The sequence below is a fragment of the Streptomyces sp. NPDC002490 genome, assembly GCF_040296045.1.
GTDB lineage: Bacteria > Actinomycetota > Actinomycetes > Streptomycetales > Streptomycetaceae > Streptomyces.
This window is the reverse complement of the sequence record NZ_JBEOWM010000031.1, coordinates 15,919-36,827: the sequence shown is the minus strand read 5'-3', so window position 1 is coordinate 36,827 and position 20,909 is coordinate 15,919. Positions and strand designations below refer to the sequence as shown.

Annotated in this window: 16 protein-coding genes; 12 read left to right on the top strand and 4 right to left on the bottom strand. The window is 74.9% G+C overall.

The window, feature by feature from the left end; genetic code table 11:
- Positions 1–17 precede the first annotated feature (17 nt).
- Positions 18–644, bottom strand: a complete 627-nt coding sequence (locus ABT092_RS20280) for a TetR/AcrR family transcriptional regulator (RefSeq protein ID WP_351245736.1) — start codon at positions 642–644, stop codon at positions 18–20.
- A gap of 105 nt (positions 645–749) precedes the next feature.
- On the opposite strand from ABT092_RS20280, the gene ABT092_RS20275 reads away from it, so the two are divergent.
- Both ABT092_RS20275 and ABT092_RS20270 read left to right on the top strand, forming a co-directional pair.
- Entirely contained in the window at positions 750–1,781 is a 1,032-nt protein-coding gene (locus tag ABT092_RS20275; RefSeq protein ID WP_351245734.1) for a saccharopine dehydrogenase family protein, read from the top strand.
- Complete coding sequence (locus ABT092_RS20270; protein WP_351245732.1) at positions 1,778–2,611, top strand: class I SAM-dependent methyltransferase; 834 nt, start codon at positions 1,778–1,780, stop codon at positions 2,609–2,611. Before ABT092_RS20275 ends, ABT092_RS20270 begins: the two co-directional genes overlap by 4 nt.
- A 49-nt stretch (positions 2,612–2,660) precedes the next feature.
- Here the strand turns inward: ABT092_RS20270 and ABT092_RS20265 are convergent, their stop codons facing one another.
- The gene (locus ABT092_RS20265) at positions 2,661–4,565 is read right to left on the bottom strand and encodes an ABC transporter ATP-binding protein (protein ID WP_351245810.1); all 1,905 of its coding nucleotides are present in this window, start codon (positions 4,563–4,565) and stop codon (positions 2,661–2,663) included.
- A 153-nt stretch (positions 4,566–4,718) separates the two neighbouring features.
- Between ABT092_RS20265 and ABT092_RS20260 the strand changes: the two genes are divergently transcribed.
- Positions 4,719–5,738: a Gfo/Idh/MocA family protein gene (locus ABT092_RS20260; RefSeq protein WP_351245730.1), complete on the top strand. Its 1,020-nt coding sequence runs from the start codon at positions 4,719–4,721 to the stop codon at positions 5,736–5,738.
- A gap of 140 nt (positions 5,739–5,878) precedes the next feature.
- Here the strand turns inward: ABT092_RS20260 and ABT092_RS20255 are convergent, their stop codons facing one another.
- Entirely contained in the window at positions 5,879–6,811 is a 933-nt protein-coding gene (locus ABT092_RS20255) for a hypothetical protein (RefSeq protein ID WP_351245728.1), read from the bottom strand.
- A gap of 420 nt (positions 6,812–7,231) precedes the next feature.
- On the opposite strand from ABT092_RS20255, the gene ABT092_RS20250 reads away from it, so the two are divergent.
- On the top strand, positions 7,232–7,837 hold the full coding sequence (locus tag ABT092_RS20250; protein ID WP_351245726.1) for a GNAT family N-acetyltransferase: 606 nt from the start codon (positions 7,232–7,234) through the stop codon (positions 7,835–7,837).
- Between the two features lie 112 nt (positions 7,838–7,949).
- Here ABT092_RS20250 and ABT092_RS20245 read toward each other — a convergent pair whose 3' ends face one another.
- The gene (locus ABT092_RS20245) at positions 7,950–9,200 is read right to left on the bottom strand and encodes an MFS transporter (RefSeq protein ID WP_351245724.1); all 1,251 of its coding nucleotides are present in this window, start codon (positions 9,198–9,200) and stop codon (positions 7,950–7,952) included.
- A 97-nt stretch (positions 9,201–9,297) separates the two neighbouring features.
- On the opposite strand from ABT092_RS20245, the gene ABT092_RS20240 reads away from it, so the two are divergent.
- The 8 genes from ABT092_RS20240 (at position 9,298) to ABT092_RS20205 (ending at position 20,820) form a co-directional block, all read left to right on the top strand.
- Positions 9,298–10,221: a LysR family transcriptional regulator gene (locus ABT092_RS20240; RefSeq protein WP_351245722.1), complete on the top strand. Its 924-nt coding sequence runs from the start codon at positions 9,298–9,300 to the stop codon at positions 10,219–10,221.
- Between the two features lie 713 nt (positions 10,222–10,934).
- Positions 10,935–12,791 carry an asparagine synthase (glutamine-hydrolyzing) gene (gene asnB, locus ABT092_RS20235; RefSeq protein WP_351245720.1) on the top strand — a complete coding sequence of 619 codons (1,857 nt, stop codon included), beginning with the start codon at positions 10,935–10,937 and terminating at the stop codon, positions 12,789–12,791.
- 68 nt (positions 12,792–12,859) lie between these two features.
- Positions 12,860–14,230 (top strand): aspartate aminotransferase family protein, encoded by a 1,371-nt coding sequence (locus ABT092_RS20230; RefSeq protein ID WP_351245718.1) that lies wholly within the window; start codon positions 12,860–12,862, stop codon positions 14,228–14,230.
- 3 nt (positions 14,231–14,233) lie between these two features.
- Complete coding sequence (locus tag ABT092_RS20225) at positions 14,234–15,214, top strand: ABC transporter permease (RefSeq protein WP_351245716.1); 981 nt, start codon at positions 14,234–14,236, stop codon at positions 15,212–15,214.
- Positions 15,211–16,047, top strand: coding sequence for an ABC transporter permease (locus tag ABT092_RS20220; protein ID WP_351245714.1), 837 nt, complete (start codon positions 15,211–15,213; stop codon positions 16,045–16,047). Before ABT092_RS20225 ends, ABT092_RS20220 begins: the two co-directional genes overlap by 4 nt.
- A complete protein-coding gene (locus ABT092_RS20215) occupies positions 16,044–17,768 on the top strand; it encodes a dipeptide ABC transporter ATP-binding protein (RefSeq protein WP_351245712.1) in 1,725 nt (574 codons plus the stop codon). Before ABT092_RS20220 ends, ABT092_RS20215 begins: the two co-directional genes overlap by 4 nt.
- Positions 17,765–19,372 carry an ABC transporter substrate-binding protein gene (locus ABT092_RS20210; RefSeq protein WP_351245710.1) on the top strand — a complete coding sequence of 536 codons (1,608 nt, stop codon included), beginning with the start codon at positions 17,765–17,767 and terminating at the stop codon, positions 19,370–19,372. The genes ABT092_RS20215 and ABT092_RS20210 overlap by 4 nt, the downstream gene beginning before the upstream one ends.
- A gap of 80 nt (positions 19,373–19,452) precedes the next feature.
- Positions 19,453–20,820, top strand: a complete 1,368-nt coding sequence (locus tag ABT092_RS20205) for an LLM class flavin-dependent oxidoreductase (RefSeq protein WP_351245708.1) — start codon at positions 19,453–19,455, stop codon at positions 20,818–20,820.
- Positions 20,821–20,909 lie beyond the last annotated feature (89 nt).

The following is a 20,909-nucleotide window of genomic DNA, read 5'->3' as shown; positions in this document are numbered from 1 at the left end:
GCCGGGGTGCCCGGCCGTCAGGGCAGCAGTTGGCGCACCAGCGCGTCGGCGGCCCAGCGCTCCCAGCGGTCCGGGGTCCAGCCGCGGACGGTCACCAGCAGGCCGTGGGTTTCGGGGCCGAGGACGGTGAAGGCGAGGTCGGCGGCGGAGGTGGCGTCGTGCCCGTCGCGCAGCCCACCGTCGGTCTTGTCCACCAGGGCCCGGGCGAAGGCGAGTTGGACGGTGTGGCGCTGTTCCATGCTGGTGCGCCACAGCTCGGCGAGTTCGGGTTCGGAGGCGGCGGCCGCACGGACCACCTCCAGGACGGGCGCGGCCCTCTCCAGCACCCGGCGGGCGCCGGCGGCCTGGAGGGTCAACTGTTCCGCGGGGTCGGGGGCGGCGAGGACCGCACGGGCCCAGGGGCGGTCCAGCGTGGCCGCGGGGTCGGTGTCCCCGGCGATGGCGGTGTCCAGCACCTCCTTCAGCAGGGCGCGCTTGTTGCCGAACGTGAAGTACACGGTCTGCACGCCGACCTCGGCGCGGCGGGCGATGTCCTCGACGGTGGCTCCGCTCCAGCCTCGTTCGACGAACAGCCCGGCGGCGGCGTCCAGCATGCGGCGCCGGGTGCGCCGGGTCTTCTCGGCGCGGGTGACGGGGGCGGCCACGGCGGCTCCTTCGACGACGGACGGGCCGGCCTCCCCGCGGGACGGAGTCGCGCACCCATTTTGCTGTAGTGACACTACAGTGTGGTTCACTGGAGTATGACTACAGTGAATTCTGGAGTCGCCGGGCGCATCCTCGTGCCCGGCGGCTACGGTGCGGTGGGCGAGGAGGTGACGGCGACGCTGGAACGGTGGTTCCCCGGGCGCGTGGTGCCCGGCGGACGCAGCGCCGAGCGGGCCCGGCGCCACGGCGGGGTGCAGGTGGACGTGACCGACCCGAGGGGCTTCGAGCGGGTGCTCGACCACCTCGGCGACGTGGCGGTGGTGGTGCTGTGCGTGGAACCCCCGGACGCCTCGGTGGCCCGGATCTGCCTGGAGCGCGGCATCCACCTGGTCGACGTCGGGGCCGACGCCGACCTGCTCGCCGCCGTCGAGGGGCTCCGGGAGACGGCGGTGCACACCCGGGCGGCGGCCGTGCTCAGCGTGGGGGTGGCCCCGGGGCTGACCAACCTGCTCGCCCGCCGCGCCCACGAGGAGGTCGGCGGCGCCGAGCGGATCGACGTGACGGTGCTGCTCGGCTCGGGCGAACGGCACGGCGCCGACGCGGTGCGGTGGACCGTGGCGCACCTGGCCGCGCCGACCGCCGGGCGCCGGCTGCGCACCTCGCTGCCCGGCTTCGGACGGCGCACCGCCCACCCCTTCCCGTTCTCCGACCAGCACGCCTCGGCCCGCACCCTGGGCGTGCCCCGGGTGACCACCCGGTTGTGCCTCGACTCCCGGCTGCTGACGGCGCTGTTGTTCGGGGCCCGCGCGACGGGGCTGCTGCGGCTCGCGGCCCGGCCCGGCCCCGGCCGGCTGCTGACCTCGCTGTTCGGCCGGGTGCACCCGGGCGGGGACGCCTTCGCGGTACGGGTCGACGCGCACCGCGGCGGGCGACGCGTCGGCTACGCCGTCCGGGGCCACCGGCAGAGCCGGTTCACCGCCCTGGTCGCCGCCCACACCGCCCGCCACCTGCTCCACGCCCCTTGGCCGCTCGGGGTCGTCCACCTCGACGAGATCGCCGAACTGTCCGATCTGCCGGACCGGTTGGCTTCCGCCGGGCTGACGCTGCACCGACTGGTGGACGGGGCGTCCCGATGAGCGGCTCGTGGTCGGGGGCGGGGCCGGACGGCTACGCGGCGGCGGGCGACGCCTGGGCGCACGCGGCGGACGACGTGGTGGCCCGGGTACTGGCCCGGGCCGCGTCGACGCGGCCGGCGACGGCCCCGACGGTGCTGGACGTGGGGACCGGCACCGGGCCCGCGGCCCTCGCCGCCGCGCGGGCCGGCGCCCGGGCCGTGGGGCTCGATCCGGCGGCCGATCTGCTGGCCGTGGCCGCGGCGCGCGCCGCGGCGGCCGGCCTCGGCGGACGGACCCGCTTCGTCGAGGGGGAGGCCGGGGAACTGCCGTTCCCGGACGGCTCCTTCGACGTGGTGGTGTCCACCTTCGGGGTGATGTTCGCCCCGCACCCGCGGCGCGCCGCGGCGGAACTCGTCCGGGTGTGCCGTCCCGGCGGCTGGCTGGCGCTCGCCGCGTGGACGCCCGAGGGGGTGTTCGGCCGGATCGCCCCGACCGTCACCGCCGCGTTGCCCGAACCGCCGCCCGCGGTGGACGCGCCCACCCGGTGGGGGGACGGGGAGCGGGTCCGCCGCTGGTTCGCCCCGCTTCCGGTGGCCCTGGAGACCCCGGTGCGGGAGGTCCGCGTCGGCTACCCGTCCGTCGACCACGCGGTGCGGGCCTTCGCCGAGAAGCCCGGGCCGCTGCGCGGCCACCGCTCGGCGTTGGAGGCGGCGGGCCGTTGGGGCGCCGCGCAGGAGGCGCTGGCCGCGCTCTTCGCCGCGCACAACCGTGCCGAGGACGGGCGTCTGCTGATGGACGTCCCCTATCTGCTCGCCCTGGGCCCGGTACAGGGGGCCGGGTCCGGGGAGTGAGCGGCCTGACGTCCGTGCGGACCCGGGGTCCGCACGGACGGAGGGCGGTTCAGGTCCGTTCCGGGGCCCGGACGGCGGCCGGCACCGGATCGGCGGCCCGGGCATCGGTCGCGAACTGGGTGCGGTGCAGTTCGGCGTAGCGCCCGTCGGCGGCCAACAGGGTCTCGTGGGTGCCGCGTTCGACGATCCGGCCGTCCTCCACCACCAGGATCTGGTCCGCGGACCGCACGGTCGACAGCCGGTGCGCGATGACCACGGCGGTCCGGTCGGCGAGCGCCTCCGCCAACGCCTGCTGCACGGCGGCCTCGGAGGTGTTGTCGAGGTGGGCGGTGGCCTCGTCCAGGATCACCACGCGCTGCCGGGCGAGCAGCAGTCGGGCGATGGTCATCCGCTGGCGCTCGCCGCCCGACAGCCGGTAGCCGCGTTCGCCGACCACGGTGTCGAGGCCGTCCGGCAGCGAGCGCACCAGGCCGTCGAGGCGGGAGCGGCGCAGGGCGTCCCGCAGGTCGTCCTCGGTGGCGTCGGGCCGGGCGAGCGTCAGGTTGGCGCGGACCGACTCGTGGAAGAGGTGCCCGTCCTGGGTGACCATCCCGACCGTGGCGCGCAGCGAGTCGGCGGACAGGTCCCGCACGTCGACGCCGCCGACGCGCACCGTTCCGGCGTCGGTGTCGTACAGCCGGGGCAGCAGCGCCGCGATCGTCGACTTGCCGGCGCCGGAGGACCCGACGAGGGCGACGGTCTCCCCCGGTTCGGCGCGGAAGGTCAGGCCCTTCAGCACCTCTCCGCCCTCCCGGGTGTCCAGGGTGGCGACCTCCTCCAGCGAGGCGAGGGACACCCGGTCGGCCGCGGGGTAGCCGAAGCGGACGTCGCTGAACTCGACCGCCACCGGGCCCTCGGGGACCTGCCGGGCGTCGGGCCGCTCCTCGATCAGCGGCTTGAGGTCGAGCACTTCGAAGACCCGCTCGAAGCTGACCAGGGCGCTCATCACCTCGACCCGGGCCCCGGCGAGGGCGGTGAGCGGGGCGTACAGCCGGGTGAGCAGCAGGGCCAGCGCGACCACCGCCCCGGGCTCCAGCGCACCGTGCAGGGCGAACCAGCCGCCCAGGCCGTACACCAGGGCGAGGGCGAGCGCGGAGACCAGGGTCAGCGCGGTCATGAAGGTGTACTGGGCCATGGCGGTGCGCACCCCGATGTCACGGACCCGGGCGGCCCGCGCGGCGAACTCGGCCGACTCCTCGCCGGGCCGCCCGAAGAGCTTGACGAGGGTGGCGCCGGGGGCGGAGAACCGTTCGGTCATCCGGGTGCCCATGGCGGCGTTGAGTTGGGTGGCCTCCCGTTGGAGGGAGGCCATCCGGGTCCCCATCCGTCGGGCGGGCACCACGAACACGGGGAGCAGCACGAGGGCGAGCAGGGTGATCTCCCAGGAGAGGGCGAGCATCACCACCAGGGTGAGCAGCAGGGTGACCACGTGTCCGACCACCCCGGACAGGGTGCTGCTGAAGGCGCGTTGGGCGCCGATGACGTCGTTGTTGAGCCGGCTGACGAGGGCGCCGGTGCGGGTGCGGGTGAAGAAGGCGACGGGCATCCGCTGCACGTGGTCGAAGACCGCGCGCCGCAGGTCCAGGATCAGGTCCTCGCCGAGCGCCGCGGACAACCGGCGCTCCAGCAGGCCGAGTCCGGCCTCGGCGACGGCGATCACCGCGATCAGCAGGGCGATGCGCACCACCGTGCCCGGTGGGCCGCCGCTGACGAGGGCGTCGACGATCCGGCCGGCGAGCAGCGGGGTGACGACGGCGAGGAGCGAGGTGAGGGCGCTGAGGATCAGGAAGCGGATGATGGGCGTGCGGTGGGGGCGGGCGAACTCTCCGATGCGGCGCAGGGTGGCCCGGGTGAAGGGGCGGGCCTGCTGGGCGTGGACGAGTCCGTTGAGCTGGGTCCAGGCGGTGATCTCCATCGACATGCCTGGGACGGTAGGACCTCAATCAATCTTGAGGTCAAGTGCGCACGGTGTCCGGGACGGCCCGGTAGGAGAGGTTCCCCCCGGGCGGCCGGTGTGCCAGAGTCCTGATCACCCCCGGTCCGGGGGACGAGCGGGAGGGGCATGCGGGTGACGCGCGCACGGACGGCAACGGCGGGCCCCGGACTCGTGGTGGGGGTGATCGGTGCGGGGGCCATGGCCCGGACGCACCTGCCGGCTTGGCTGGCACTGGGTGCGCGGGTCACCGTGCTGTCGGCGCGGGACGGGGCGGCCGTGCTGGCGGACCGCTACCGCGCCGAAGGCGTCACGGTGGCCCGGGACCTGGACGACCTGCTGCACCGCAGCACCGTGATCGACGTCTGCACCCCGACGCCCGAGCACCGTCCCCTCGCGCTGGCCGCGATCCGGGCCGGCCGGTCGGTGGTGTGCGAGAAGCCGCTCGCGTTGACGGGCGCGGACGCCGCCGAGATCGCCCGCGCCGCCGAGGAGGCCGGGGTGTTGCTGTTCCCGGCGCACGTGGTGCGGTACTTCCCGGCGTACGCGGCGCTCGCCGGGGCCGTGGCCCGCGGCGAGCTCGGTCCCCCGTCCGCGCTGCGGTTCACGCGCAGCGGCGCCCACCCGGGGCGGGCTTCGTGGTTCGCCGATCCGGCGTCCTCCGGCGGCGTGCTGATGGACTTCATGATCCACGACATGGACTGCGCCCGGTGGGTAGCCGGCGAGGTGGTCCGGGTCCGGGCGGGGGTGCGCAGCCGGCCGCCCGGCGCCGGGGGCACCCCGCTGGTGCAGGGCGCGGCGGTGCTCACGCACGCGTCGGGCGCGGTCAGCCGGGTGTACGGCACCTGGGGGCGGGGCGACCTGCCGTTCCGCACGACGTTCCGGGTCACCGGCCCGGGCGGGGTGCGGGAGCACGACTCCGCGGCCGGCGGCCAACCGGCGCCGGGCCCCGCGGACGGCCCGTACCTCGCCCAGCTACGGGACTTCACCACCGCCCTCGCGGGCGGACCGCCGCCGCGGGTGAGCCCCGGGGACGGAGTGGCGGCGGTGCGGATCGCCGCCGCGGCCGTGCTGTCGTCCCGCACGGGCGAGAGCGTGGACCTGGTCGACGGGCACCCGGTGGCGCGGGGCGGCGGGGTCCGTCCGACGGGCTGACCCCGGTGGGGCGGGGCGGCGGGCCGCGGGTCCCGGGTTCCGGCCGGTGGAGCCGTCCGGAGTTCCGGAGGCCGGGCGGCGCTTCGTCCGGGAGGTGGTGGACGTCCCGGGCCGCACCGCGGGGGCGCGGCCCGGTCGGTTCAGAGCGGGCAGACCGTGGCGGCGCGCAGACGGCCGCCGGCGTTCTCGTCGTCCGTCCCGAGCACGCCCCGGGCGGCGGGGCCGCAGGCCAGGGCCTCGATCTTGTGGCCGGGGAAGACCGCGATCCGCAACGGGGCGTCCCGCAGCACCGGTCGGGGGCGGCCGAAGAGGTCGGACTCCACCCGGCCGACGTCGTACACCGCGGAGTCGAAGGGTCCGTCGTCCCCGGCGTCGGAGGCAGAGGTGACCGTCACCCGGCCCGTGGGCGACACCGTCAGATCGCTGACGTGCCGCACGCCGGCCGCCGGGTACGGCACCCGCACCGGGGCCGAGTCGCGCGCGCCGAAGGCGAGGGCCGTCCAGTCGAGAGCGGCGGCGTGCAGGACGGCCGGGTCCGCGTCCTGGCCCCGGTGGGCCCACACCGCGGTGAGCCGGCCCGGGGTTCCGGCGAGGAAGAACGCCTCGTAGTTGTCGCGGTGGCCCGCCGGGTCGACCGCGTCCGCTCCGGGAACCGCGAACTCCCTGAGCACCTGTGCCGTGTCCCCGGTCAACCGCAGGTGGAAGCCGTGCCCGGAACTCTCCAGGGCGACGAGTTCCCCCGGGGCCCCGGGAACGGGGCTCAACGACTCCAGGTCCACCGGGGCCCGGTCGCCGCCCCGCCAGCGAAGGACCCGGACGGCCGGCGCCGACCCGGGCACCAGCCCGATCCGGGAGATCCGCGGCTCCCCCGGCCGCTTGTTGTCGTGCACCACCACGGTGTCGACGCCGGCGGGGCCCCGGGCCACCACGGCGATGCCGCTGATCCCGGCGGTGATCCCCTCCCCCGTCCGCACCCACTCCTCCTGGGCGGGCGCGGCGAGGGCGGGGGTGACGAGGGCGAGTCCGCCGAGCACGGCGGCGGCGAGGCTACGGGTCACGCGCGGTTTGTTCACCGGCGCACCGTAGGACCGTCCCGCACCCGGACCCGGACCGCGCCCCCGGACGCTGCTCCGACCGGCCCCGCGATGTCACCCCGGACGGACCCGACCGCCCGGCGTCGGGACGGGACGACGTCGCAGCGGGAGCCCGTCCCTCCGGGCCCTCGGACGGACACGCACGAACACCCCCCAAGGCAAGGCTTGCCTAAGTCGCTCCTTCCGGGGACGATCTAGAGCGCCCCATCCCACGACGGCCACGAGGAGTTCCCGATCGCCAGCCGTGCACCGACCCGGAGTCGGCTGTGGAGCACCGCCGATCGGAGCCCAACCACCCCTCCCCGCCCTCGTGTTCACCGGCGCCCTCCGCCGACCCGCCCGCACGGCACCGTACCGCCCTTACCCGGTCGGGGCCGTGCATCCGAGAGAAGGGTTCCCATGCGCACGCGCGACCTCGACGACACCGCGGACACCGACCGCACCCCGACCCGGACGGCCGACCCGGCCGACTTCACCGTCCGCCACGTCGATCCGGCCACGGACTCCGCGCTCATCCACCGGTGGGTCACCCATCCCAAGTCGGCGTACTGGATGATGCAGGACGACTCGCTCCAGGACATCGAGGAGAAGTACGCGGCGATCGCCGTCGACGAGCACCACGACGCCCTGATCGGCCTGGTCGACGGCGTCCCCGCCTATCTGATCGAGCGCTACGACCCCCGTCACGTGGCCCTGGTGGGGCTCTATCCGCCGGAGCCGGGGGACGTGGGTCTGCACTTCCTCGTCGCGCCGACCACCACCCCCGTGCACGGCTTCACCCGGGCCGCGATCACCAGCGCCGTGCACACCCTCTTCGCGGACCCGGCGACCCGCCGGGTGGTGATGGAGCCCGATGTGCGCAACACCGCGGCGCACGAGGTCTTCGCCCACGCCGGCTTCACGATCGTCGAGCGGATAGCGAAGCCGGAGAAGGACGCCTACCTGTGCGTCTGCACGCGCGAGGAGTTCACCCGGAGCCCCGGCGGGCGGGCCCTGGCCAACTGAACGACCGCGCGGGGAGGGGCGCCGGTGCACCGGCGCCCCTCCCCTGCGGACGCCCGCGCCCCGGAGCGCCGATCGTCGTGACGGCCCGGGCGCGGCAGCGCGCGGGCCCGGCTCACCCGGGCAGGGCGCCCGTTCCGGTGGCGGGCACCCTCGCGGGGGCTCCGCCCGGCTTCCCGGCGAACCCGACGGCCAGGGCCAGCGCGGCCAGTACCGCCGCGCTCCACAGCAGCGTGGTGATGCCGGCGCCCTCCACCACGGTGCCGCCGAGGAAGGCGCCCAGGGCGATGGCCGCGGTGAAGACGCCCACGTAGACGCCGGTCACGTGCTCGACGCGGTGCGGCGCCGCCTGGGTCATCCAGATCTGACCGGCCACCGACAGACCGCCGTAGGTCAGCCCCCACAGCGCGACGCTGACTCCGGTCAGCAGCGCGGTGGTGCTGACCAGGGCGAGCAGGCCGATCGACAGGGCGATGCCGCCCGTCAGGCCGAGGACCGTGCCGCGGGCGCGCCGGGCGGCCAGGGAACCGGCGACGAAGTTCCCGATCAGCCCGAACAGGCCGTAGACCAACAGGACCAGGGCGATGGATCCCGGCGCCAGTGCGGTCCGCTCCTCCAGCACGGGCCGTACGTAGGTGTAGGCCGCGAAGTGGGCGGTGACGAGGAGGAGGACGAGGACCAGCCCGGAGACCACCGGCCGGCTGCGCAGCAGCCCCTCGTGGCCGACGGCGGCGTCCGCGCCCTGCGGGTCCTCGGGGCGCGGCAGTCGGGGCAGCGTCAGGAGCAGTCCGGCGGCCAGCAGCACCGAGCCCGCGGCGAGCGCGGCGAACGCGGCGCGCCAGCCGAAGCCGTTGCTGATCAGGGTGCCGAGGGGCACACCGGCCACGGAGGCCGCAGCCACCCCGCTGACGGTGGCGGAGACCGCGAGGGCCGTGTTGCGGGGGGCCACCAACCGGGTGGCGACGGCGGCGGCCAGCCCCCACACGGCCCCCATGCCGATGCCCAGGACGATCCGGGAGACCACGAGCAGCCCGAAGCCCTGGGAGACCGCGGTGAGGGCGTTGCCCGCGGCCAGCACCACCATGGCCACGACGAGCACCAGGCGCCGGTCGTGCGCTCCCAGCAGTCGGGGGACCGCGGGAGCGGTGACGGCGGTGACGAGACCGGTGATGGTCAGGCTGAACCCGGCGGAGCCGGGGGCGATCCGCAAGCCGTCGGCCATCGGGGTGAGCACCCCGACGGGCAGCATCTCCGAGGTCACGACCACGAACGTGCTCAAGGAGAGCACCAGGACGGACACCCACTGCCAGGGCGAGGTGCGTTCCGTATCGGACCCGGTGTGCTGCACCGGCGCGTGAGAGACCATGCCGACCAGCCAAACACCGCGCCGGAACCGGAACAACGACGATCTCCTCAAGGTTCGATCAGTATGGGTAATCCATGAGGACGTCGAGGGGGACGCCATGAACCAGGTCCACGTCCAGGAGATCGAGTGCCTGCTGGTGCTGGCCGAGGAGTTGCACTTCGGTCGGACGGCCGAGCGGCTGGGGTGCTCGCAGAGCAGGGTGAGCCAGCTGGTCGCCGGTCTGGAGCGGCGGGTCGGGGTCCGGCTGGTCGACCGCACCAGCCGGCGGGTGGCGCTCAGTCGGTTCGGCGCCCAGTTCGTGCAGGACGTGCGTCCCGCGTTCGAGGCGCTGTCCACGGTGGTGGTCCGGGCGCGCGAGCGGGCGCGCAGCGGCACGTTGAGCCAGCTGCGGATCGGCTTCCACGGCAGCGTCTACGAGGAGGTGACCGAGGCGTTCCGCCGGCTGCGCGTGCACCACGAGGTGGCACTGGTGCTGAGCGAGATCCCGCTCGGCTCGCCCTTCACCGCCGTGCTGGAGGGGAAGGCGGACGCCGTGGTGGTGGAGCTCCCGGTGGAGGAGCCGGCGCTCGCCGTCGGCTTCCGGTTCCCGCCGCAGGACCGGCTGTTGGCCGTGGCCTCCTGGCATCCGCTGGCCGGGGCCGAGCGGGTGCACGTCGAGGAGTTGGCCACCGTGGACGTCCTCCATCCGGTGGGGGACGCACCGGACTACTGGAAGGCGGCACGGGTGCCGCCCACCACTCCGGGCGGCGTGCCGATCCGTTCCACCACCGGGATCTCCACCGTCCAGGAGGGGTTGGCGCTCGTCGCCGCCGGCGACCACGGGATGTTGGTCTGCCGCCCGTTGACCGAGCGCGCCGCCCGCAGTGACGTGCGCTACCTGGGCGTCGAGGGGCTCGACGAGCCGTCGCAGCTGGGGCTGGTCTGGCGCAGGGACCGCGAGTCCTGGCAACTCACCACCCTGGCCGGCCTCCTGGCGGAGGAGTTCGCCCGGACCACCCGCGGGGAGCGGGTCACCGCCTGAGCCCGGGCCGCCCGTCGTGCACGGGCGGCCCGTCCGGCGTTCCGACCCGGGTGCGACGGCCACCGCGACCGTGTGGACGGGGCCCCCGGTCTCCTTCGTGTTGCGCCCAGATGAACGATTCTCCGCCGCTCGGAGCGGCCCGCGCCCGCGTCCCTACCGCCCGCGCGCGAGGGGGCTGACAGGGCACGTCTCGGATGTTGGGACGGCCTGGGGAAGTCCTTGTGCCGCTCAGTCGGGCGCTGCGATGCTCACGGCATGAGCACTCCGACCTACGTTGTTGACACGCCGCCCGGCAGGTGTCCCCGTACGGTCCCGGGTGCCTGTTGTCTGGCCTGATCCTTCCCACGGCCCGTCGCCCCGCCCCCGTCGTCCGCCCGCCCGGGCTCCGGCGCTGACGCGCCGTCGAACGCCACCACCCACCCCACCGGGTGCGCGTGCCCCGGGGCATGACGGACGACACCCCGCACCGCACCCACCACGCCCCTGCCCGCCACGCCCCGTTCGGCGATCAGTGACGCCGTGACGGCGCGCTCCGCCCTTCCCCGAACCGGCACGTCCGCGGTCGCCCCACGACCGCCGGGACGGCGCCCTCCCCACCATCCCGCACCGACGACCGGCCACGCCCACGGCGTCGTCCGTCGGTGCGGCGAACCGATGTGCCGGCGGCTGCCGGCCGCTCCCCACGGCCATGACGAAACGAGAGGACCCCCTCCATGTGCGGTATATCCGGATGGGTCGACTTGTCCGGACTCGGCCCGGACGCCCGGGCCGTCGCGACGAGGATGAACGACGAGCAGAGGCACCGCGGGCCGGACGGGTCCGGGGTGTGGACCTCCCGTTGCGCGGCGATCGCGCACACCAGGCTCTCGGTGATCGACATCGAGAACGGGGAGCAACCCATGCTCTTCCCCGCCGGATCGAGCACCGCCGCCTCGTACGTCCTCTCCTACAACGGCGAGTTGTACAACCATCGGGAGCTGCGGGCCGAACTCGCGTCCCGGGGACACCGGTTCCGCACGTCCAGCGACACCGAGGTCGTCCTCGCCGCCTGGGTCGCGTGGGGCGCCGGCGCCGTCGAACGGTTCAACGGCATCTTCGCCTTCGCCCTCTGGGACGAGCGCGCCGAGACCCTCTGGCTGGTCCGCGACCACCTCGGGGTGAAACCGCTCCACTACCACCACGAGGGCGACCGCCTGGTCTTCGGTTCCGAGGCCAAGTCCGTCCTCGCCCATCCGGACGTGCACACCGTCGTCGACGAGGACGGCCTGCGCCAACTGGTGCTCCCCCTCCTGAAGTTCCCGGGCGCCAACCCCTACCGGGGGATCTCCGAGGTGCTTCCGGGCCAGGTGCTGGAGTTCTCCCGGCGCGGGGTGCGCACCACCCGGTACTGGGACGTCCGGGAGTTCCTCAACGGGCCGGTCGAGGACGACCACGCCGGTGCCGTCGAGGAGTTGCGGGCGCTGCTCCACGACACCGTCGCCCGGCAGACCGTCGCGGACGTCCCCCTGTGCACCTTCCTCTCCGGCGGGCTCGACTCCTCGGCGGTCACCGCGATCGCTGGCCGGCTGCCCGGTGGCGGCGGGGTGCGCTCGTTCTCCGTGGACTTCACCGACGCGGCCGCTTCGGCCGACTCCCGCTCGGCCCTGGACCGCCACTACGCACGGGAGGCGGCGCGGCACATCGGTGCCCGGCACTCCAACGTCGTCCTGGACAGCGCCCTGTTGGCCGGCGGCGAGGTCCGCGACGCCACGGTGCGCGCCCGGGACCTCCCCAACGGCTTCGGCGACCTGGACACCAGCCTGCTGCTGCTCTGCCGGGAGGTGCGGCGCCACGCCACCGTCGCGCTGTCCGGCGAGGTAGCCGACGAGATCCTCGGCGGCTACCTGTGGTTCCACGAACCGCGCGCGGTGGAGGCGGACACCTTCCCCTGGATCGCCGACAGCCCGGCCCACGGCTACCTCCACCAGCGGGTCCTCGGCGCCGTCGACCCCCAACTGCTGCGGGCGCTCCGGGTGGAGGAGTACCTGCGCGACGAGTACGCCACGGCCCTCGGCGGGCTGGACCTCGATCCCGCGCTGAGCCCGCGGGAGCGACGGCACCGGGAGATCCTCCACCTCGGCATCACCTACTTCCTGCCGATGCTGCTGGACCGCAACGACCGGCTGAGCATGGCCAGCGGACTGGAGGTGCGGGTCCCCTTCTGCGACCACCGGATCGTCGAACTCGTGGTGCGCCTGGGCCGCGACGTCCACAACGCGGGCGGCCGGGAGAAGGGCGTCCTGCGGGACGCGGTGGGCGAACTGTTGCCCGAGGACGTGCGGGAGCGCCGGAAGTCGCCGTACCCCACCACCCCGGACCCGGACTACTCGCGACGGCTGGAGGAGCAACTCGCCGAGGTCCTCGCGGACCCGCCGGACGGGCTGGGGGACGTGTTCGCCCCGCACGTGCTGGCGCCCGGCAGCGTCACCGGGGCGGCCCGGTCGCACGGGCTCGTCAGCAACTTCGAGGGCGAGGTGGTCCTGAACTTCGCCTCCTGGCTGCGCCAGTACGCCCCCAAGCTCGCGCTCTGACCCATCCGCAGCCCCTTCCCCGTACGCCCCCGCTCCGCCCGCGCGGCACAACCACCAGGAGTACCGACGTGTCCTCGTCAGACGTCCAGCAGAAGACCCGCGACCACCTCTGGCTGCACTTCACCAACCACGCCGGGCTGACCGCCGGCGAGGAGGTGCCCGTCATCACCCGGGCCGAAGGCGCCCACCTCTGGGACGACCGGGGGCGCCGCTACCTCGACGGGCTGTCCGGCCTGTTCGCCGTCAACGCCGGGCACGGCAGACCCGAGTTGGCGGAGGCCGCCGCACGCCAGATCCGGGAGCTCGACTACTTCCCGGTCTGGAACGCCGTGCACCCGCGCGCCGCCGAACTCGCCGAGGCCCTCGCCGAGCGGGCACCGGGCGACCTGAACCGGGTCTTCCTCACCAACAGCGGCAGCGAGAGCGTCGAGACGGCCTGGAAGTTGGTGAAGCAGTACTACAAGGCCATCGGCCAACCCGGCCGCCACAAGGTGATCAGCCGCACCATCGCCTACCACGGAACCACCCACGGCGCCCTGTCCATCACCGCCCTGCCGGGGCTGCGGGCCCCGTTCGAACCCCTGGTGCCGAGCGGCCACAAGGTGCCGACCACCGACCTGTACCGCGCCCCGGAGCACCTGCGGGACGACGCGGAGGCGTTCGGACGGTGGGCGGCCGACCGGATCGCCGAGGCCATCGAGTTCGAAGGCCCGGAGACCGTCGCCGCGATCTTCCTGGAACCGGTGCAGAACTCGGGGGCTGCGATCCCGCCGCCCCCGGGGTACCTGGAGCGGGTCCGGGAGATCGCCGACCGGTACGGCGTGGTCCTGGTGGCCGACGAGGTGATCACGGCCTTCGGCCGCATCGGGGACTTCTTCGCGGTCAACCGCTACGGGGTGGTGCCCGACATCATCACCGGCGCCAAGGGCATCACCTCCGGCTACGTACCGGCCGGGGCCACGATCGTGAGCGACCGCCTCTTCGCCCCGTTCACCAAGAAGGAGAACACCTTCGCCCACGGACTCACCTTCGGCGGGCACCCGGTCGCCGCCGCCGTGGGACTGGCCAACATCGCCGTCTTCGAACGCGAGAAGCTCAACGAGAACGTCCGCGCCAACGAGGACCTGTTCCGCACCACCCTGGACCGGCTGCGCGACCTGCCGATCGTGGGGGACGTGCGCGGCGCCGGCTACTTCTGGGGCATCGTCCTCGTCAAGGACCGGCACACCCGGGAGCCGTTCCCGGCCGTGGAACGACGCCGGTTGATCGACGAGCTGCTGGGTCCCGCGCTGCGCGCCGGCGGACTGCACGCGCGGCTCGACGAACGGGGCGACCCCGCGATCCTGCTGGCCCCGCCCACCACCGTGGGCCGGGCCGAGTTCGACCTCATCGAGGAGATCGTCCGCGCCGCCCTCACCGAAGCCTCGCAGAGGCTCTGAGCCATGGCCCGGTTCCCTCGCCCGGCCCTCGCCCGGTACCTCGCGCGGCGCTGCGGCGCCTTCCTGGTCGTGCTGCTCTCCGTCCACGCACTGGCGTTCCTCCTGCTCTACGCGCTGCCGAGCGATCCGGTGGCCCTGATGCTCGAACGGCGGTCCGCCGGTGCCGGCGGCGGCACCCCGGAACAGGTCGAGGCGCTGCGCGCCGCACACGGGCTCGACCGCCCCCTCCCGGTCCGCTACGTCGAATCGCTCGGCCACCTCCTCCGGGGGGACCTGGGAACCTCGTTCCAGTCGGGCCGGCCCGTGCCGGAGGTACTGGCCTCGGTGGCGCCGAACACGGTCGCCCTGGCCGGGGCGGGGCTCGCCGTCGCGGTGCCGTTCTCCCTGGCCCTGGCGCTGCTCACCTCCTGGCGACGGGACGGGGCCCTGCACCGGGCCCTGGTGAACCTCCCCCCGCTGATCGCCTCGGTCCCCGCGTTCTGGCTCGGTCTGCTGCTGGTGCAGGTGTTCTCGTTCGCCCTCGGCTGGCTGCCCTCCACCGGCGGCAGCGGCCCGACGGCGCTGGTGCTGCCGGCCCTCACGCTGGCGCTGCCCGTGTCGGCCTCCCTGGCCGCGGTCCTGGTCCGTTCCCTGGACGACGTGCAGGACGCGCCCTTCGTGGCCCTGCTGCGGGCCCGCGGGCTGCCCTGGTGGCGGGTCTACCTCCGCCACGTGGTCCGCAACGCGCTGCTGCCCTTCGTGACGCTCGCCGGGCTCACCGTGGGCGGGGTGCTGGTCGGCACGGTGGTCACCGAGACGGTGTTCGCCCGAGCGGGCCTCGGCCGTCTCCTCGCCTCGTCCGTGGAGGCCCAGGACGCCCCCGTGGTGCTGGCCATCGCCCTGGCCGCCGCCCTCGTGTTCGCCGTCGTCAACCTCACCGTCGACCTCCTGTACCCGGTCCTCGACCCGAGGACCCGCAGACAGGACAGTGGAGCAACCGCATGACCCTCGTCCTCCCCTCCGCCGCCCGGCACCGCACCCGGGCCGGCACGCCCCGGGTCGCCCTCGCGGTGCTCGGCCTCGCCGCCGCGGCGGCCCTGCTGCCCCGGGTCGTGGCGCCCCGGGACCCGTACGCCCAGGAGGTGTCCGCACGGCTGCGACCGCCGTCGACCGCCCACCCCTTCGGCACCGACGAACTGGGCCGCGACCTGTTCAGCCGGGTGGTCCTCGGCACCCAGGCCAGCCTCGGCGTGGCACTGCTGGCGCTGGCGTTCGCCTTCTCCCTGAGCGTCCTCGTCGGCCTGGTGGCCGGCTACTTCGGCGGACCGCTGGACCGGGCGCTGATGGCCGCCGTGGACGTGCTCTTGGCGTTGCCGTCGTTGCTGGTCTCCCTGCTGGTCGTCTCCGGGCTGGGCACCGGGCCGGTCCAGCTCGCCCTCGCCGTCGGGATCGCCTCGGTCCCCGCGCTCGCCCGGGTGACCCGCGCCGAGGTGCTGAGGGTGAGCGGGCAGACCTTCGTGGAGGCGGCGAACGGCTTCGGCCTCTCCCGGCCCCGGGTGCTGGTGCGGCACGTACTGCCCCACGCACGCGGCCCGGTCACCGCGCTCGCCGCGCTGGAACTGGCGTCGATCGTGCTGTCCGTGTCGGCCCTGAGCTTCCTGGGCTACGGCACCCAACCGCCCGCCCCCGAGTGGGGCAACCTCATCGCGGGCGGGCGGGACCACTTCGCCACCGCGTGGTGGCTCACCGCCCTGCCCGGCGCGGTGCTCGCCCTCGTGGTCCTGGCGCTGCACCGGGTGGGACGCGTGCTCGGCGCGTCGAAGGCGGGGGCACGATGACGGCCACCGACCCCCTGGTGAACCACCATCACAACGTGCTGCTGCGTCTGGAGGGACTGCGGGTGCACTACCCGGGCGGCCCCGGCCGGGATCCGGTCGTCGCCGTCGACGACCTCTCCCTCACGGTGGCCTCCGGCAGCACGGTCGCCGTCGTGGGCGAGTCCGGTTCGGGCAAGTCGACCACCTTGAAGGCCCTGTTGGGGCTGGTCCCGCGCACCGCCCGGGTCGGTCTGCGGCGACTGGAGTTCCGCGACGGGCACGGCGTGCTGCGGGTCGTGCCCGACGTCCGGGCGCTGCGCGGCCGGTCGGTGGGCCTGGTCCCGCAGGACCCGGGGGACGCACTGGACCCGCTGATGCGCATCGGCGCCCAGTTCGCCGAACTGCACCGGCACTTCCTGGCCGTGACCGACCGCGAGGAGAGCCGTGCCCTGACGGCCGCCGCCCTCGACGCCGTCGGCGTGGACCGGCCCCTGCTGCGACTGCGCCAGTACCCCCACGAACTGTCCGGGGGCCAACGGCAGCGCGTCCTGATCGCCCTGGCGCTCGTCGGCACGCCGCGGCTGCTGCTGGCCGACGAGCCGACCTCCCAACTGGACGCCACGGTCCAGCGCAGGGTGCTGGACCTGATCGACGGGGTGCGGGCCCGGCACGGGCTGGCGGTCCTGATGGTCACCCACGACATCGCCGTGGCGGCCGGGCGCGCGGAGCACCTGCTGGTGATGCGGGCCGGGCGGGTCGTGGAGTCCGGCCCCACCGCGCGCGTCCTGGACGCACCGGAGCACCCGTACACCCGTCAACTGCTGGGGGCGCGGCCGGACGCCCTCCCGGCCCGGCCGGTGTTCCGGCCCGAGGCGCCGGCCCGGGTGGTGCTGGAGGCACGGGGGTTGGTCAAGTCCTTCCGCGCGGGGCGCGCAGGCGCGCCGATCGAGGCGGTGCGGGACGTGAGCCTGACCGTGCAGCGCGGACAGACGGTCGCGGTGGTCGGCGAGTCCGGGGCGGGGAAGTCGACGCTGCTGCGGCTGCTGACCGGACAGGAGCGCGCGGACGCCGGTGCGGTGCTCCTGGACGGCGAGGAGCTGTTTCCCACCCGCCGCAGGCACGAGCCGTTCGCCCGGCGGGTGCAACTCGTGTACCAGAACCCGGCGCGCAGTCTGGACCCGCTGCTGACGCTCGGCCGGGCGGTGGCCGAACCGCTGGAGGCGCACCGGCTCGGGGACGCCCGGTGGCGCGCCGGACGGGCCCGGGAGCTCCTCGAACAGGTGGGGCTGCCCGGCGCCTTCGCCGAGCGACGGCCCCCGGAGCTGTCCGGCGGGCAACTGCAACGCGCCGCGATCGCCCGGGCACTCGCCCTGGAACCGGACGTGGTCGTGCTCGACGAACCGGTCTCGGCCCTCGACCAGGCCGTGCAGTTCGCCCTGCTGGAACTCCTCGACGTGCTCCAGCAGCGGCACGGCATCGCCTACCTGCTCGTCTCGCACGACCTCTCGGTGGTGCGGGCGGTGGCGGACGAGGTCCTCGTGATGCGGCACGGCCGGATCGAGGAACGGGGACCCGCCGCCGAGGTCTTCGACCGCCCCCAGCACCCCTTCACCCGCGAGCTGTTGGCGGCCGTCCCGGTCCTGCCGCGCCCCGGTCCGCCTCACCCGGGGGACGTCCCCTCCGACCCCGCCCCCCGCACGAACCCGCACCCGCACCCTGCCGACAGGACACCTTCGCCATGACCCGCGCGCCCCTGACGCGTCTGTTCGCCACCGCCTCGGCGACCGCACTGCTGCTCACCGGCTGCTCCGGCACGGCCGGCACCACCGCCGACACCGACACGAGCCACCTGCGGGTCGCCTACGGCTGGTACCCGACCTGCTTCGACTACGCCCAGTCCAATCCGTTCGCGCTCTTCGGCAGGCAGGTGCTGGACACCCTGCTCAGCGAGGACCCCTCGACGGGCCGGCTGGCACCGTACCTGGCCGAGTCCTGGAGGAGCCTGGACGGCGGACGCGCCTACGAGTTCACCCTCCGTGAGGGGGTGACGTTCAGCAACGGCGAGAAGCTGACCGCGCAGGTCGTCGCCGACAACTTCGAGACGCTGTGGCGGATGGCGCAGCAGGGCGTGTCCCCGACCCCCGGCGCCTACCTGCGCGGCTACCACCGGGCCCGGGCCCTGGACGGGCGCCGGGTGCGGGTCGAGTTCACCGCGCCCAACGCCGGCTTCCTCCAGGCCAACAGCGAGGGCCAGTTCGGCATCGTGGCTCCGGAGAGCCTGGCGAGGACGCCGGAGGAGCGGTGCGCCGAGGGCACCATCGGCTCGGGTCCCTTCGTGCTGCGCGAGGCGGTGCAGGACGAACGCGTCGGCTACCAGCGGCGCGAGGGCTACTCCTGGGCGCCCGCGGCGTTCGCCCGGACGGGCGGGGGGTCCGCCCTGGAACGGGTGACGGTGCAGATCGTGCCGGAGGAGAGCCTGCGGGCCGCGGGGGTGGTGGCGGGCGAGTACGACCTGGCGTACTCCATGACCGAGACCGGGCTGGCGCAGGCCCGCGGACGGGGCGGGACGCGGACCGTCCTCGCCCCCAACCGGGGGGTGGTGAACACCTTCGTGGCCAACACCTCGGACCCGGTGGTCGCGGACCCCGCGGTGCGCCGGGCCCTCCAGCACGGCATCGACCGGGCCGAGTTCGTGGACACCTTCTACGGGGAGGGCGTCGAGCCCGCCACCGACGTGGTCTCCCGCGGCCACCCCTCCCACCGGGACCGGAGCGCGTTGCTGCGGCACGACCCGGCGCGCAGTCGCACGATCCTGGACCGTGCGGGCTGGGCGACGGGGGCCGACGGCGTCCGGGTCAAGGACGGGCAACGGCTGCGTCTGGCGCTGACGTTCGCGAGTTCGGACATCGGCGCCGACGAGGCGGGCTGGGAGTACGTCAAGGACGCCCTCGCCGACATCGGGGTGGAGATCACGCTGAACCGGGTCTCCGAGGCCCAGCAGGCCGACCTGCGCAAGACCGGGAAGTGGCAACTCGCGGTCTACCAGGGGGCGAGCCGCGGGGACGCCGACGGCATCGCCGCCTTCTACCACACCGCGCTCGCGCCCTGGGACGGCCAGGCGCCCCGACCCGCCGTCGACCGTCCCCTCACCGAGCAGGCCACCACCGTCGACCCGCGCCGGCGGGCCGCCCTCGTCGACCGGGCGGTGACCGCGATCCTCCGGGAGGGCTACGGCATCCCGCTCTTCGACTCGGCCCAGGTCCTGCTCGCCCGGAAGGGCGTCGAGGACCTCGCCTTCCCCGTCAACGCGTGGGAGCCCGTCTTCCACCGCGTCACCAAGCGCTGATCCGGGGGTGCGGGACGGCCCTCCTCCGTCCCGCGCCCCCGACACCCCCGCACCCGCACCCGTACCCGTGAGAGGAAACGATGCCCCCCTCGTCCCCCAGGACCCCCGTCGAACCCGCACCGCCCGGCGCCGGCACCCGCGGCGGCGGTCCCCTCCTCCTGCTCAACGCCCAGTACCTGCCGTCCAGTCGGGACTGGCGCGACCCCCGGGCCGAGGCCGACTCCCCGTTCCTGGTGGACACCTTCGTCCGGGCGGCCCGCCGGGCCGAGACCGCCGGGTTCGACGTGCTGTTCCAGGCCGACTTCTCGGGGGTGAACCGCGCCGGGCTGCGGGCCGGGCCGCCGCTGACGGTCTTCGAACCGTTCCAGGCCGCGGCGCTGATCGCCAGCGCCACCTCGCGGATCGCGGTCATGCCGACCGTGTCCACGCTCCACACCCACCCCTCGTCCTTCGCCCGCTCCCTGGCCAGCCTCGACCGGATCTCCGCCGGCCGGGCCCGGATCAACGTGGTGTCCTCCTTCCGGCCGGGCACCGCGATCGGGGTCCGGCGGGAGGTCCCCCGGGACCGGCGGCACGCACAGACCGAAGAGTTCGTCGAGGTGGCGAAACGGCTGTGGGCGAGTTGGCCGCCGGCCGCGAACGTCCCGGACCGGGTGACCGACCGCTACGTGCGGGAGGACCTGATCCTGGACGTGGACCACCGCGGCGAGTTCTACGACCAGTCGGGCCCGATCGACATGGCGCCCCGCTCGGCCGACTTCCCCTTCGTCCTCCAGGCCACCTCCTCCCTGGCCGGGCTGCGACTCGCGGCCCGCACCGCCGACGGGGTCTTCGCGGGGACGCCGACCCTGGGCGCGGCCCGGGAGCTGCGCCGCGCGCTGCGCGCCCGGACCAGGGAGGCGGGCCGCGCCGCCGGTGCGGTGGCCCTGCTGCCGGGCTGCTACGTCCATCTCGTCGACACCCCCGCCGAGGCCGAGCGGCTGCGGCGCGCCCAGCGCGAGGTCCTGCCGGCGGGGCGGGCCGCGCTGCTCGCACTGCGCGCCCGGTTCCCGGACCTCCGGCTGGACGGGCTCGACCTCGCCGACCGGCTGCCCGGCGGCCTCCTGCCCGAGGACCCCGAGCAGGTGCTGGCGGCCCACGGCTCCCGCTACCTCCCGCTGTGGGACCTGGCCCGCGCTCCCGGCGGGACGGTCGGGGAGTTCGCCGCGGAGGTGCTCGCGCTGAGCGAGCACGCGCGGTTCGTGGGCACTGCGGAGCAGATCGCCGACGCGTTGCGGCGGTGGTACGAGGAGGAGGGCGTGGACGGGTTCCAGATCATCCTCGGCAACGACTTCGACGCCCTGTGCGAGCGGCTGGTCCCCCGGCTGCGGGAGCTCACCGCGTCCTTCCCGCCCGGGGCGTCGCGGCCGGCCGGGCCTGCGGTCCCCCGGGTCGCCGCGGGCTCCTGACCCGCGCCGGGTTCCGGTCCGCTCCGGGCGACCCGCCCGCGGACCGTCGGGGCCGCCGACACCGGCGGCCCCTCGGCCCACGCCCCCAC

Coding starts and splice junctions, on each gene's coding strand:
- ABT092_RS20245 (WP_351245724.1), bottom strand. CDS start 9,200: ATGGTCTCTCACGCGCCGGTGCAGCACACCGGGTCCGATACGGAACGC.
- ABT092_RS20210 (WP_351245710.1), top strand. CDS start 17,765: ATGACCCGCGCGCCCCTGACGCGTCTGTTCGCCACCGCCTCGGCGACC.
- ABT092_RS20220 (WP_351245714.1), top strand. CDS start 15,211: ATGACCCTCGTCCTCCCCTCCGCCGCCCGGCACCGCACCCGGGCCGGC.
- ABT092_RS20225 (WP_351245716.1), top strand. CDS start 14,234: ATGGCCCGGTTCCCTCGCCCGGCCCTCGCCCGGTACCTCGCGCGGCGC.
- ABT092_RS20240 (WP_351245722.1), top strand. CDS start 9,298: ATGAACCAGGTCCACGTCCAGGAGATCGAGTGCCTGCTGGTGCTGGCC.
- ABT092_RS20270 (WP_351245732.1), top strand. CDS start 1,778: ATGAGCGGCTCGTGGTCGGGGGCGGGGCCGGACGGCTACGCGGCGGCG.
- ABT092_RS20205 (WP_351245708.1), top strand. CDS start 19,453: ATGCCCCCCTCGTCCCCCAGGACCCCCGTCGAACCCGCACCGCCCGGC.
- ABT092_RS20265 (WP_351245810.1), bottom strand. CDS start 4,565: ATGGAGATCACCGCCTGGACCCAGCTCAACGGACTCGTCCACGCCCAG.
- ABT092_RS20215 (WP_351245712.1), top strand. CDS start 16,044: ATGACGGCCACCGACCCCCTGGTGAACCACCATCACAACGTGCTGCTG.
- ABT092_RS20250 (WP_351245726.1), top strand. CDS start 7,232: ATGCGCACGCGCGACCTCGACGACACCGCGGACACCGACCGCACCCCG.
- asnB (WP_351245720.1), top strand. CDS start 10,935: ATGTGCGGTATATCCGGATGGGTCGACTTGTCCGGACTCGGCCCGGAC.